We start from the raw sequence: 12,632 nt of genomic DNA, 5'->3' as shown, positions 1-12,632 counted from the left end.
GCGCCAGACGACGGAGATCAGTCCAGGTAGTCCCGAAGCACCTGAGACCGGCTGGGGTGGCGCAACTTCGACATCGTCTTCGACTCGATCTGGCGGATGCGTTCGCGGGTCACGCCGTAGACCTGACCGATCTCGTCGAGGGTGCGTGGCTGACCGTCGGTGAGGCCGAACCGCAGCCGCACCACACCGGCCTCGCGCTCGGAGAGCGTCTCGAGAACCGACTGCAGCTGATCCTGCAGGAGCGTGAAGCTGACCGCGTCCACCGCGACCACGGCCTCGGAGTCCTCGATGAAGTCACCGAGCTGGCTGTCGCCCTCGTCGCCGATGGTCTGATCCAGTGAAATGGGTTCGCGCGCGTACTGCTGGATCTCCAGCACCTTCTCCGGCGTGATGTCCATCTCCTTGGCGAGCTCCTCCGGCGTCGGCTCGCGGCCGAGGTCCTGGAGCAGTTCGCGCTGGATGCGTCCGAGTTTGTTGATGACCTCCACCATGTGCACCGGAATACGGATGGTGCGCGCCTGGTCGGCCATGGCGCGGGTGATGGCCTGCCGAATCCACCACGTGGCGTAGGTGGAGAACTTGTAGCCCTTGGTGTAGTCGAACTTCTCGACCGCACGGATCAGACCGAGGTTGCCCTCCTGGATGAGGTCCAGAAACGCCATGCCGCGACCGGTGTAGCGCTTGGCCAGCGACACCACGAGGCGCAGGTTGGCCTCCAGGAGGTGATTCTTGGCGCGATTGCCGTCACGGGAGATCCAGTTGAGGTCGCGCTTCTGGGCGGTACTGAGTTTTTCGCCCGATTCGACGATCCGGCGCAGCCGCTCGGTGGCGTAGAGACCGGCCTCGATACGTTTGGCGAGCTCCACCTCCTCCTCCGCGTTGAGCAGGGCCACCTTGCCGATCTGCTTGAGATAGGCGCGCACCGAGTCGGCCGACGCGGTGAGTTCGGCGTCCTTGCGGGCCTGACGCAGGGCCTCGGACTCTTCCTCGTCCCAGACGAAGTCACCTGCGGTGCGGGCGTCGTCCTTCGACTTCTCCTCGGCCTTGGTGGTGACAACGGCGATGGCCACCGGCGCGTTCGCGGTGGTGTCGGTCTCGTCGTCTGCCGAATCCTCGTCGTCTGCCGAATCCTCGTCGTCGGCGGAGTCCTCGGCGTCGTCATCGGACTCGGCGTCGTCATCCACCTCGAGGTCCTCGGCGTCGAGTTCCACGTCGTCGAGCTCGGCATCCGGGCCGTCGATGTCGTCGATCGATGCCTCGTCGGACTCCAACTCGTCGGCGGGGACCTCGGCGTCGGGCTCGGTGCCGGCGCTCTTCGCAGGCGCCTTCCGTGCGTTGGCCTTCTTGGCTGCCTTCTTCGCGGGCGCCTTGCGGGCGGGTGCCTTCTTCGCGGCCTTCTTGGCCGTCTTCTTTGCGGGTTCCTTGGCGGCTGCCGGGGCTGTCGACGTTGTCGATTCCTCGACCTCGGCGTCGCTTTGGCGGGTCTTGGTGGCTGCCACGTACAACCTTTCCGAACGCGATCTCACACACACAGATTCGCAGCGGACCGCCGCTGGAATCAGGTTGGCTTGTCGGTGCATATCACCGGTGTCGACCATTGTAACGACAACATCACCGCCGATGTGACAAGCAGCAGGTCAGCCGGGGTGCCGAAGCCGGTGTAACCCGGCAACCGGGTTACACCCGCAGCCCTTGGGCCTCGGCCATCGCGGCGCCGACAATGCCCGCCGTGTTCAGCAGCTTGGCCGGCACCACCGGCGTGGCGTTGGTCAACAACGGGATCCACTTGTCGCTCTTACGGCTGATGCCGCCACCGGCGATGAACAGCTTCGGCCAGAACAGCACCTCGTAGGCCTCGAGTACCTTGCTGACCTTCTTGGTCCACTTCTCGTAGCTCCAGCCCTTCTCATCCTTGATCCTCGACGCGGCCTGGTGCTCGGCCTCCTTCTTGCCGACGACCATGTGCCCGAGTTCGGTGTTGGGTACCAGCGTGCCGTTGATGAGGATCGCCGACCCGATGCCGGTACCGAAGGTCAGCAGCATCACCACGCCGTCCACACCGCGCCCGGCACCGTAGGCGTCCTCGGCCATGCCCGCCGCGTCGGCATCGTTGAGCACCGACACCTCGCGATCGCCGAGGTGCGCGCTGAACAACTTGTAGACGTCCGTACCGATCCACGACTTGTCGATGTTGGCCGCCGTGCGCATCGTGGCGTCGGTGATGACGCCGGGAAGCGTGACACCCACCGGTCCGGTCCAATCGAAGTGCGCCACCACTTCGGCCACCTTGTCGGCGACGGCGTCGGGTGTGGCCGGTCGCGGGGTCAGCACCTTGAACCGTTCGCCGACCAGCTCACCGGTGTCCAGATCGACCACCCCGCCCTTGATGCCGGATCCGCCGACGTCGACCCCGAATCCGAGATTCGTTGGCGTCGTGCTGGTGTCGGGTGCGGGCTCGTCGGTCATGACGGCGTCCTCTCTCGGTGCTGGCGCGGGGTAGCGATGTCGTGCCTGTTCAGGCTATCCACGTCGGGGCCGTGGTGCGTGATCTCCGCGCAATCGGTTGCCCAGTGTTTGCCTGACGGGTGTCTGTCCGCGGGCTGACATGATGGAGGCGTGGAGACTTCAGGGGACGTGTGGGCAGATGCCGGGCAGACGAACGATCCGGTGGGGGTGGATGCGGCGGGGGTGGCCGCGCTCGGCGCGGTGGCCGTCGAGGTGGCGAGCGCGGCCGCCGACCATGTCCGCCGCCGGCGGCCCGAACTGTTCGGGGCCGGTGGCCCGGTGGACAACGGAGTGGCCGCCAAGTCGACGCCGACCGACCCGGTGACCCTCGCCGACACGGAGAGCGAGGAACTCATCCGCTCACGTCTGGGTGAACTGCGGCCCGGCGACGCGATCCTGGGCGAGGAGGAGGGTGGCAGCGTGGAGGTGCCGTCGGGTGTGCGGTGGGTGGTCGACCCGATCGACGGCACGGTGAACTTCCTCTACGGAATCCCCGCGTATGCGGTGTCGGTGGCTGCGCAGGTGCACGGGCGGTCGGTGGCCGGGGCGGTGGTGGACGTCGCCCGGAGGGTGCTGTACTCGGCCACGCTCGGTGGCGGTGCCTGGATGCACGCCGACGGGGTGAGAACGCCGCTGCGGGCAAACGGTGTCGACCGACTCGACATGGCGCTGGTCGCCACCGGTTTCGGCTACGCGGCGCAGCGTCGGCGGGCCCAGGGCGCCATCGTCGCGGCACTGTTGCCGCGGGTGCGCGATGTACGCCGGATCGGTGCGGCGGCACTCGACCTGTGCATGGTTGCCTCCGGTGCCGTGGACGCGCACTTCGAGCATGGACTGAGCCCGTGGGACTGGGCCGCAGGTGGTCTGATCGCGGCCGAGGCAGGCGCGGTGGTACTCACGCCGCCGCCGGACTCACGGTCGGCCGACGGCCACGCCACGATCGCCGTCGCGAGTGGAATAGCCGACGAGTTCATCGCGACCCTCGACGAGTTCGGTGCGCGACGACCGCTCGGCCCCGACGCCTGAACCCGGCCGGGTCGGTTGGGCGGCCGCACCGGGTCAACCGGGTCGGGTCAACACGACTGCGAGTGAACCGCCTTGACCAGTCCGGGATCGACGCCCGCCTTGGGGTTGCGGGGATCGGCCGAGCGCAGGGCCTCGAGCGCGGCCTGGGTGTCCTGGGACTGCTCGAGTGATTGGTAGTACTCACCGAGCGCCACGTCGACCGACGTCCCGGGACGCCCGTCGTCGACGAGTTGTGCGCAGGGGATCGCCAGCCAGACCGCGGCGGCCGCAGACTTGCCCGCCGGACCGAAGCGGATCTGCGCGACGCAGTTCAGGTCGCGGTTGGGGTAGACGGTGTCGTCGGCGTAGGGCGCCTCGGGTACCGGATTGAATCCCTGGGCGGTCAGATCGTCGGAGACCGAGCGTGCCGCACCGCGTTTGGTGGAGGCGTTGAGCACACGTACCTGGAATGCCGACAGGGGAGCGGGCGGCACCGCGAGCATCTCGTCACGGTCGGCGGCGGTGAGTTTCGGCGCTGCGGCCGTCGGCGTTGGCATCGGACCGGCCGGTGCACCCGGAGCCACCGAGGATGTGGCGCTGGCCGCCGTGGGCTGGTTGCAGTCGGTGGGAACCGCGCCCGCGTTGGTGTCGGTGAGCGCGACCGCCCATACGATCACGCCGGCGATCGCGAGAACCACGGCCGCGATGATCGCCGGGCGGTAGCGGCGTCGTCGGTATGGCCGACCCTTCTCGTCGGTCGGGTAGCCGACCGTAATCTTCGAGACCACCGTGGACTCCGCTCCTCTCCACACACGTGTGCGGTATGCGCCCACTGTAGAGGCTCGCGGGGCAGGCCCCCGACAGGCCGGTGCGGCGCGCCGGAGGGGTGCCGTCGGCAGCGAGATCGGCGGACCCGTGGCCGCCGGGAATGAATCGCGATGGTCATGGTGTTGACCGTCGCAACCCGATGGACTACTGTTCGGGCGCCCGCACTCCGCACCGCCGGCCATCGGGTGTGTATCGATCACAGCTCAATGTGATCAAGGTCACATAAGTCCGATGGTTTGCGGGTAACGAATTGCACCGGTCACGACGTTGACGTGACGCCGGCAAGACAATCCCGGCGAGCACTGCGCCCAACGATCGGCGCGGCCACAAGCCGAGCTGATCGGTCGGCTCCACTGAACGAGGTAAGGCACACAATGGCTACTGATTACGATGCGCCGCGACGCACGGAGACCGAAGAACTCAACGAGGATTCGCTCGAGGAACTCAAGGCGCGACGCAGCGAGGCCCAGTCGTCGGCGGTCGACGTCGACGAATCCGAAACCGCGGAATCGTTCGAGCTCCCCGGCGCCGACCTGTCCGGCGAAGAGCTCTCGGTTCGCGTGATCCCCAAGCAGGCCGACGAGTTCACCTGTACGAGTTGCTTTCTCGTGTACCACCGCAGCCGACTGGCGCGGGAGAACGGCAACTCGATGATCTGCGTCGACTGCGCCTGACCGATCCCGATCAGTCGCCCGCACCGGCGGTCGCGTCAGCGACGCCGAGGGCGGCGAGTACCTCGCCGGGATGTCTGGTCGAGACCAGCCAGTACGGCGTCGGATCGTCGGGATCGTCGAGCACCAGCAGCACCATGGTCTTGACCCACGCATGGTGCATCAGGAATGCGGCGGGATCGAGCTGGCGACCGAGGGCCGCGCTCTTCGCGCTCGCCGGAACACTGGCCCCCCGGGCGATCACCGAGCGCGGAAGTCGGGCCTTTCCCGCCCGCAACTCACCGTCGGCGGTCACCCGGACTGTCGGTCGGCCCAGCGACCACAGCATCAAGACACAGAGTGCGCCGACGCCGATGTAGCCGATGAAGCTCCACGACGCGCGGTGGGCCGACAACTGGATCTCGTACCCGGCGACGGCCGTGACCACTGCGGCGGCCGGCCACCACCACCACGGAACCCACAAACGCTCGGTATAGCGGTCGACCGCCGACTCCGTGGACGACCCGGATGTCGCCGAATGTGCCGCCTCGGGTGGTTCGGGTTCGCTCACACGGCCAGCGTAGTCTGCGTGCGTGCCCGCAGAATTCACCCCCGACCCCACGGCCGTATCGCTGCGCGTGCGGCGTCTCGACGCCGGAATCCCGTTGCCCACCCGCGCCCACCCCGGCGATGCCGGGGTGGATCTGTGTTCGACCATCGATCTCGAACTCCTGCCCGGTCGCCGGCAGGTGGTGGGCACCGGCATCGCGATCGCACTGCCGGTGGGCACGGTCGGGCTGGTCCACCCACGATCCGGGCTCGCCGCACGTGCGGGTCTGTCCATCGTGAACACCCCCGGCACCATCGACGCCGGATATCGCGGCGAGATCAAGGTGTGCCTGGTCAACCTGGACCCGGCGGAGACGATCTCCATCGCACGCGGCGACCGGATCGCCCAGCTGGTCGTGCAACGCGTCGAACTGCCCGACATCGTCGAGGTCGACGAACTCGACGACACCAGTCGCGGCGTGGGTGGTTACGGATCGAGCGGGGGTCACGCCATACTCGGGAGCGAGGACCCGTCAGCCCGTGAGGAGAACCTGAACTGATGGCACGCGAAGACGAGTCGGTACTGCGGATCGGCCAGGCGGCCGGACCCTACGACATCGCGGCGCTCGACACCCCGGCCGAGGATCTGGAGAACTCGCACCTCGATCTGGGCTCGGTGCTGGTTCCCGTGGTCGAGGGCGGACAGGTGACGGTGGAGATGAGCGCCGACCACCAGCCGGAGGCCGTCTACCTCGTCACCCCCCACGGACGGATCAGTGTGACGGCGTTCGCCGCACCGAAATCGCCCGGACTCTGGCGCGAGGTGGTGCGCGAACTGGTGGAATCCCTGCGCAACGACGGTGCCACGACCAGCGTCGAGGACGGTCACTGGGGACGCGAGATCGTCGCGGAGGTCCCCGGCGGTGTGCACCGGTTCATCGGGGTCGACGGTCCGCGTTGGATGGTGCGATGCGTGGCCAGCGGGCCCACCGAGTCGGCCACCGAACTTGCCCAACTCGCGCGCGCGGTGCTCGCCGAGTCGGTGATCCGGCGCGGCGCCGAGCCGGTGCCACCGCGCGAGATGCTGCCGATCGTCCTGCCGCCGGTCCTGGCGGAGCAGGTCGCGGCCGCGCAGCAACAGATGTTCGCCCAGATGGCCGCACAGGGTGCGCAGGTGCCGCCCGGCTTCGTTCCCCCGCCCGATGCCGATCAGATCGACGCCGATCCTTCTGGCGCCGGTGCTTACGCGTCTGATCCTTCGGTGTCTGATACCTCCGCGTCTGATACCCCCACGTCCGATACCTCCACGTCCGATACCTCCGCGTCAGATCCTTGGGCATCCGATCCGTCGGGCGGCGACGCCGAATCGTTCGACACCACAGACAACCGGATTCCCGGCGGCGCGCTCGACCAGCTCGAGCAGGCGGTGGTGGTCACCGACGATCAGTCGCGGGTCCCGGTGACCGATGACGTGCCGGCCACCGATCCCGCCGACGAACCGGGCGCCGCCGACGACGACCTGCAGCCGCGTTCATCGGGCTCGGCGATGCAGCGATTCCGTCGGCGTCGCCGCTGAGCCGGTTATCCGCAGCCACCCTCGCGCGCACGAAGTGCCCAACAGCGACGGATCGGCACCCCACTCGGCCAGCCGCACCGCGGTCAGGTCGGCGCGCGGCGCGGCCGCGCACCACTGCTCGGCCACCGAATAGGGATGCAGCGGGTCGTCGACGGCCGCGGTGACGGCGAGGGGCGCGCGCAGTGCGGCGATGTCCGCGAGGTCGGGCGCGGTGTGGGCGGCGGCGGCGAAAAGCTGGTCGATCAGGCCGGGATAGAGCGCACGCCACGACCGTGTGAGCTCGGCCGCGAGCCACTTCGGAGAGTCGGCGGCCATCGCGCCGACCGTCGCCGACAATCCGTTGTCGCGCAGCGATTCGGCGGTCAGCCGGGCCGACGTCGCGGCCGGTGAACTGTCCGGGTCGCCGCTCCACGCGGGCAGCGCCGCGAGCACACCGGCGCACCGTGAGGCGCCGGCGGGTCCCAGTGCCCACCTGAGCGCCACGGCCGCGCCGATCGACACGCCGCCGACCAATACGCGACGGTGGGTGGCGGCCGCGTGATCGAAGTGCCGAAGGTAGCCGTTGACCAGGTCGTCGGTAGGGTCGGGGGCGATGAGTTCCACGCCCAGCATCCGGGCCGCCGGACCGAAGGCGCGAACGACGTAGTCGGCGTCGGAACCCGTTCCGGGCACAGCGATCAGGGCCGTCGGCGCTGCCGTGTGGCCGGTGTCCTTTGCGGGCATGAATCGATCATGCCTCGCGTTGTGTGCTACGAGTACAGAGGTCTACGCTGACGATTACGCGCTCCGCTGTGCCCCACGCGGCGTGCTCTGAAAGCCCAGTAGATGTGCACACCGCGATGTGACCACCGATTTCGTACTTGGAGGTTGTGATGCCTACAGCGGGATATCTCAAACGGCTCACACGGCGCCTCACCGAAGACCTCGGCGAAGCCGACGCGGAGAAGATCGCCGAGCAGTCCGCGGCCACCGGCGCGCAACGCGCGGTGGAGTGTTGTCGCGGGGACGAGGTGACCATGCACGGCGAACTCAGGTCCGTGGAGACCTGCTCGCGCGCGGCGAAGAGCGGCGTCAAGGCGGAGTTCTTCGACGGCAGCGACATCGTCTTCCTCAAATGGCTCGGCCGCAACCGGATACCTGGGATCGAGCCGGGCCGCAAGATCACCGTTCGCGGTCGCGTCGGCGAGCACGACGGCGTCAAGGTGATCTACAACCCCTACTACGAACTGCATGGCGACGGAGACGACTGACCCCTCCGACGACCGGTCCGGTGCCGCGGCGCCGGCCACGGTTCTCGACCAGATCGGCGGTGTCGCCGGACTGATCTACTCCACCATTCCGGTGATCGTCTTCGTCCCGATGAATGCCGCGTGGGGCCTTCAGGTGGCCACGGTGGGCGCGCTCGCGGCGGCGCTGGTGGTGTTCGGGATCCGACTGGGTCGACGTGAACCCCTCACTCCTGCGGTGTCGGGGCTACTCGGCGTCGCGCTGTGCGTGTTCATCGCCCACCGTGTCGGGGACGCCAAAGGCTACTTCCTGTTCGGCATCTGGACCGCGCTGGTCTACGCGGGAGTTTTCGCGGTGTCCATCGCGGTCCGCTGGCCGATTGTCGGCGTCGCGTGGAATCTGATCAACGGAACCGGGACACAGTGGCGACGGCATCGGCGCACGCTCATCGCCTACGACGTCGCGACCGCGTTCTGGGCACTGGTCTTCCTGGCGCGCTACCTGGCACAGTCGTCGCTCTACGACGACGGTGCCACCGGGTGGCTGGCGGCGACCCGCATCGGCATGGGCTGGCCGCTGACCGCGATCTCGGTGCTGGTCACCGTGCTGCTGGTTCGGCGGGCCGGCCGCGACGAGCAACCGCAGACATAGCACTGATCTCCCTGGTGTGGGAGTCGCTCAGCCGGCCATCCGCATCGCCTCGTGCAGAGCGGATTCCGTCTCGGCGGGGGCGATGAAGACGAGTTCGTCGCCACCTTCGATGGGGTCGTCGCGTTGCGGCACGATCACCCGCCCGCCACGCAGGATGGCCACCAGGGCCGCGTCGCGCGGCAGATCAAGTTTGTGGACGGGCTTACCCGCCAGCGGGGTGTCGGCGGGCAGCGTGAGTTCCACGAGATTCGCCTGTCCCTGACGAAAGGTCATCAGGCGCACCAGATCACCGACAGACACGGCTTCCTCGACGAGCGAGGCCAACAGGCGCGGCGTCGACACCGCGACGTCGACACCCCACTCCTCACCGAAGAGCCATTCGTTACGCGGATCGTTGACGCGCGCAACGACACGGCTGACCGCGAACTCGGTCTTCGCGAGCAGGCTGACCACCAGGTTGGCCTTGTCGTCGCCGGTCGCCGCGATCATCACGTCGAACAACTGCAGTTGCGCCTTCTCGAGATTGGTCAGCTCGCACGCGTCGGCCAGCAGCCAGGCGGCGCCGGGCACCGACTCGGTGTCCAGGTGAGCGGGCAGACGTTCGAAGAGCGTCACCTCGTGACCGGCCGCGATGAGTTCGCGGGCGATCGACCGGCCCACCGCGCCCGCGCCTGCGATCGCGACTTTCATGTTGTCTCCTCCGTGGACCGTCGGGTCAGTCGTCGAGTTTCGCGGGTGCGGCCACCTCTGCCCGCACCCGCGCGAGGTCGTCGAGCCGAACTGCCGCGAATACGATGTCATCCTGTTGCAGAACGGTTTTCGCTTCCGGAAGGATCGCTCGGCCGACACGGCTGAGAAAGGCGAGCCGGGCGCCGGTAAGCTCCTGGAACTTCACCGAGGTGACCCCGATCCACGACTCGTGCAGTTCGAGTTGGGCGATCGCGATGGTGCCCGACGGGTCGCGCCATTCGGTGGTGGTCGACGTCTCGCCGAGCGCCGAGACGAAGCGTTCGGTGGTCCACGGCACCGTCGCGACCGTCGGGATACCCAGCCGTTCGTAGACCTCCGCGCGCCGGGCATCGTAGATTCGCGCAACCACCCGCTCGACGTCGAAGGTCTCTCGCGCGACCCGTGCGGCGATGATGTTGGAGTTGTCGCCCGACGACACCGCGGCGAACGCATCGGCCTTGTCGATGCCCGCGCGGGTGAGCACCTCACGGTCGAAGCCGACACCGACGACGGTCTCGCCGGTGAAGGTGTCGGGCAGACGCTCGAAGGCGGTGGCATTGCGGTCGATGATCACCACCTGGTGACCGCGCTTCTGCATGGCCATCGCCAGCGACGATCCCACGCGCCCGCATCCCATGATGACTACCCGCACACCGAGCCCTTCTCTGCGTTGTGACCGGTCCGGCCGCGGCGACATCCGTCGCGACGGGGCCGCGCGATCTGAACCTACCCGGCGCAGTGGTGGTGCGGCACGCCGACCGCGAATTGGGTGATGTATCCGGGAGCAGGCGCGCTCGCCGAGGGTCGTGGTGGCCTTCGATGCACCGAGGTCTTAGTGTTGCGTGGTGTCTACCGTGTCGAAGGCGTCGGTCGCCACCAAACGACTGCTGCTGGGCAGGCCGTTCCGGAGCGACAAACTCGGCCACACCCTGTTGCCGAAACGCATCGCACTCCCCGTCTTCGCCTCCGACGCGATGTCGTCGGTGGCGTATGCGCCGCAGGAGATCTTTCTCGTCCTGTCGGTCGCCGGACTGAGCGCGATGACCATGGCGCCGTGGATCGCCGTCGCGGTGGCCATCGTGATGGCGGTGGTGGTGGCCAGTTACCGGCAGAACGTCCACGCGTACCCCTCCGGTGGTGGTGACTACGAGGTGGCCACTGTCAACCTCGGTCCCACCGCCGGACTCACGGTCGGCAGCGCGCTGCTGGTGGATTACGTGCTCACCGTGGCGGTGTCGATCTCGTCGGCCGCCGAGAACATCGGCTCGGCGATCCCGTTCGTCGAGCATCACCGGGTGTGGTTCTGCGTCGCGGCCATCGTCCTGCTCGCCGCGGTCAACCTGCGCGGGATCAAAGAATCGGGCAGCGTGCTGGCCATCCCCACCTACGCTTTCATCTTCGGCGTGCTGGTCATGTTGATCTGGGGATACGTCGAGATCTTCATCCTGGGTCGAGACGTGCAGGCCGAGACCGCCGGGTTCGGCATCCACGCCGAGAACAATCACCTGGTCGGTATCGCGTTCGTCTTTCTCATCGCCCGTGCGTTCTCCTCGGGATGCGCGGCGCTGACCGGGGTGGAGGCGATCAGCAACGGGGTGCCGGCGTTCCAGAAACCCAAGTCGCGCAACGCGGCCACCACACTTCTGCTGCTCGGGTCGATCGCCATCGTGTTGCTGCTCGGGATCGTGACCCTCGCGGAGAAGATCGGTGCGAAGTACGTGATGGACCCGTCGCAGGACCTGATCGGCGCTCCGCCGGGGTATCAGCAGAAGGCGATGATCGCCCAGCTGGCGCACGCCGTCTTCGACGGCTTCCCGATCGGCTTCTTCTTCGTCGCGGTGGCCACCGCCCTGATCCTCATGCTCGCCGCGAACACCGCATTCAACGGCTTTCCGGTGCTCGGTTCGGTGCTGGCGCAGGATCGGTACCTGCCGCGGCAGCTGCACACCCGTGGTGACCGCCTCGCCTTCAGCAACGGCATCATCTTCCTCGCGTTGGCGGCCATCGCGTTCATCGTCGCGTTCGGTGGTGCGGTGACCGCACTCATCCAGCTCTACATCGTGGGTGTGTTCGTGTCCTTCACGCTGAGCCAGACGGGCATGGTGCGTCACTGGACCCGGCTGCTGCGCACCGAGACCGATCCGAGCGCGCGGCGCCGGATGAAACAGTCCCGGGTGATCAACAGCGTCGGCTTGGTGATGACCGCCTCGGTGCTGGTGGTGGTGCTGATCACCAAGTTCACCGCGGGAGCCTGGATCGCCATCCTGGCGATGGTGATCCTGTTCGTGTTGATGAAACTCATCCATCACCACTACGCCTCGGTGCAGGCCGAACTCGAGCGGGTCGAGGAGGACTCCGAGTCGGTGCTGCCGAGCCGCACCCACTCGATCGTCCTGGTGTCCACGCTGCACCTCGCCGCCAAACGCGCGCTTCTCTACGCCCGCGCCACGCGGCCTGACGTGCTCGAGGCGATCACCGTCAACGTCGACGACCGCGACACCCGCATCCTCGTGTCGCAGTGGGAGGAGAGCGACATCTCCGTGCCGCTGAAGGTGATCGCGTCTCCCTACCGCGAGATCACCCGCCCCGTCATCGAATACGTGCGCCGCGTGCGTCGCGAACATCCGCGGGACGTGATCACGGTGTTCATCCCCGAGTACGTGGTGGGTCACTGGTGGGAGCAGATCCTGCACAACCAGTCCGCGCTGCGGCTCAAGACGCGGCTGCTCTTCGAGCCGGGGGTGATGGTGACCTCGGTGCCGTGGCAGCTCAGTTCGTCGGATCGGCGCAAGGCCGATCTCGAGTACAACGCGCCCGGCGAGACCCGGCGGGCGCTGGGCTGAGGTGGCCGGTCCCGACAAGGCGCGCGGTCCCGACGCCGCTGCCACCGGCCCGGACGCCGCTGCCGGCCC

At 67.8% G+C, this 12,632-nt stretch carries 14 protein-coding genes; 7 read left to right on the top strand and 7 right to left on the bottom strand.

Annotation, left to right across the window (positions count from 1 at the left end; all coding sequences use genetic code 11):
* Positions 1 to 17: 17 nt before the first annotated feature.
* Complete coding sequence (locus ACWDTD_RS16920; protein ID WP_449748288.1) at positions 18 to 1,598, bottom strand: RNA polymerase sigma factor; 1,581 nt, start codon at positions 1,596 to 1,598, stop codon at positions 18 to 20.
* 79 nt (positions 1,599 to 1,677) lie between these two features.
* Positions 1,678 to 2,466 (bottom strand): polyphosphate--glucose phosphotransferase, encoded by a 789-nt coding sequence (gene ppgK, locus ACWDTD_RS16915; RefSeq protein WP_449748287.1) that lies wholly within the window; start codon positions 2,464 to 2,466, stop codon positions 1,678 to 1,680.
* A gap of 168 nt (positions 2,467 to 2,634) precedes the next feature.
* On the opposite strand from ppgK, the gene ACWDTD_RS16910 reads away from it, so the two are divergent.
* Positions 2,635 to 3,531 carry an inositol monophosphatase family protein gene (locus tag ACWDTD_RS16910; RefSeq protein ID WP_449748353.1) on the top strand — a complete coding sequence of 299 codons (897 nt, stop codon included), beginning with the start codon at positions 2,635 to 2,637 and terminating at the stop codon, positions 3,529 to 3,531.
* Between the two features lie 47 nt (positions 3,532 to 3,578).
* On the opposite strand, the gene cei is transcribed toward ACWDTD_RS16910, so the two are convergent.
* On the bottom strand, positions 3,579 to 4,298 hold the full coding sequence (cei, locus tag ACWDTD_RS16905; RefSeq protein ID WP_449748286.1) for an envelope integrity protein Cei: 720 nt from the start codon (positions 4,296 to 4,298) through the stop codon (positions 3,579 to 3,581).
* A 414-nt stretch (positions 4,299 to 4,712) separates the two neighbouring features.
* Here cei and ACWDTD_RS16900 point away from each other — a divergent pair, with 414 nt between their 5' ends.
* The gene (locus ACWDTD_RS16900; RefSeq protein ID WP_449748285.1) at positions 4,713 to 5,012 is read left to right on the top strand and encodes a DUF4193 domain-containing protein; all 300 of its coding nucleotides are present in this window, start codon (positions 4,713 to 4,715) and stop codon (positions 5,010 to 5,012) included.
* A 10-nt stretch (positions 5,013 to 5,022) separates the two neighbouring features.
* Here ACWDTD_RS16900 and ACWDTD_RS16895 read toward each other — a convergent pair whose 3' ends face one another.
* Positions 5,023 to 5,559 (bottom strand): DUF3093 domain-containing protein, encoded by a 537-nt coding sequence (locus ACWDTD_RS16895; RefSeq protein ID WP_449748284.1) that lies wholly within the window; start codon positions 5,557 to 5,559, stop codon positions 5,023 to 5,025.
* Between the two features lie 22 nt (positions 5,560 to 5,581).
* Between ACWDTD_RS16895 and dut the strand changes: the two genes are divergently transcribed.
* Complete coding sequence (gene dut / locus ACWDTD_RS16890; RefSeq protein WP_449748283.1) at positions 5,582 to 6,097, top strand: dUTP diphosphatase; 516 nt, start codon at positions 5,582 to 5,584, stop codon at positions 6,095 to 6,097.
* On the top strand, positions 6,097 to 7,113 hold the full coding sequence (locus ACWDTD_RS16885) for a DUF3710 domain-containing protein (RefSeq protein WP_449748282.1): 1,017 nt from the start codon (positions 6,097 to 6,099) through the stop codon (positions 7,111 to 7,113). The genes dut and ACWDTD_RS16885 overlap by 1 nt, the downstream gene beginning before the upstream one ends.
* On the opposite strand, the gene ACWDTD_RS16880 is transcribed toward ACWDTD_RS16885, so the two are convergent.
* Positions 7,069 to 7,836, bottom strand: a complete 768-nt coding sequence (locus ACWDTD_RS16880) for an alpha/beta hydrolase (RefSeq protein ID WP_449748281.1) — start codon at positions 7,834 to 7,836, stop codon at positions 7,069 to 7,071. The genes ACWDTD_RS16885 and ACWDTD_RS16880 overlap by 45 nt on opposite strands.
* A gap of 149 nt (positions 7,837 to 7,985) precedes the next feature.
* Between ACWDTD_RS16880 and ACWDTD_RS16875 the strand changes: the two genes are divergently transcribed.
* The gene (locus ACWDTD_RS16875; protein ID WP_449748280.1) at positions 7,986 to 8,363 is read left to right on the top strand and encodes an OB-fold nucleic acid binding domain-containing protein; all 378 of its coding nucleotides are present in this window, start codon (positions 7,986 to 7,988) and stop codon (positions 8,361 to 8,363) included.
* Positions 8,344 to 8,991 carry a DUF3159 domain-containing protein gene (locus ACWDTD_RS16870; RefSeq protein WP_449748279.1) on the top strand — a complete coding sequence of 216 codons (648 nt, stop codon included), beginning with the start codon at positions 8,344 to 8,346 and terminating at the stop codon, positions 8,989 to 8,991. Before ACWDTD_RS16875 ends, ACWDTD_RS16870 begins: the two co-directional genes overlap by 20 nt.
* Before the next feature lie 27 nt (positions 8,992 to 9,018).
* On the opposite strand, the gene ACWDTD_RS16865 is transcribed toward ACWDTD_RS16870, so the two are convergent.
* Positions 9,019 to 9,681 carry a potassium channel family protein gene (locus tag ACWDTD_RS16865; protein WP_449748278.1) on the bottom strand — a complete coding sequence of 221 codons (663 nt, stop codon included), beginning with the start codon at positions 9,679 to 9,681 and terminating at the stop codon, positions 9,019 to 9,021.
* 25 nt (positions 9,682 to 9,706) lie between these two features.
* Complete coding sequence (locus ACWDTD_RS16860; RefSeq protein WP_449748277.1) at positions 9,707 to 10,372, bottom strand: potassium channel family protein; 666 nt, start codon at positions 10,370 to 10,372, stop codon at positions 9,707 to 9,709.
* 193 nt (positions 10,373 to 10,565) lie between these two features.
* Between ACWDTD_RS16860 and ACWDTD_RS16855 the strand changes: the two genes are divergently transcribed.
* The gene (locus ACWDTD_RS16855; protein ID WP_449748276.1) at positions 10,566 to 12,563 is read left to right on the top strand and encodes an APC family permease; all 1,998 of its coding nucleotides are present in this window, start codon (positions 10,566 to 10,568) and stop codon (positions 12,561 to 12,563) included.
* The last annotated feature ends 69 nt before the right edge of the window (positions 12,564 to 12,632 follow it).

Source organism: Gordonia sp. NPDC003425, from assembly GCF_053588635.1.
The sequence above is the reverse complement of the archived record's forward strand: the minus strand, read 5'-3'. Positions and strand labels throughout refer to the sequence as shown.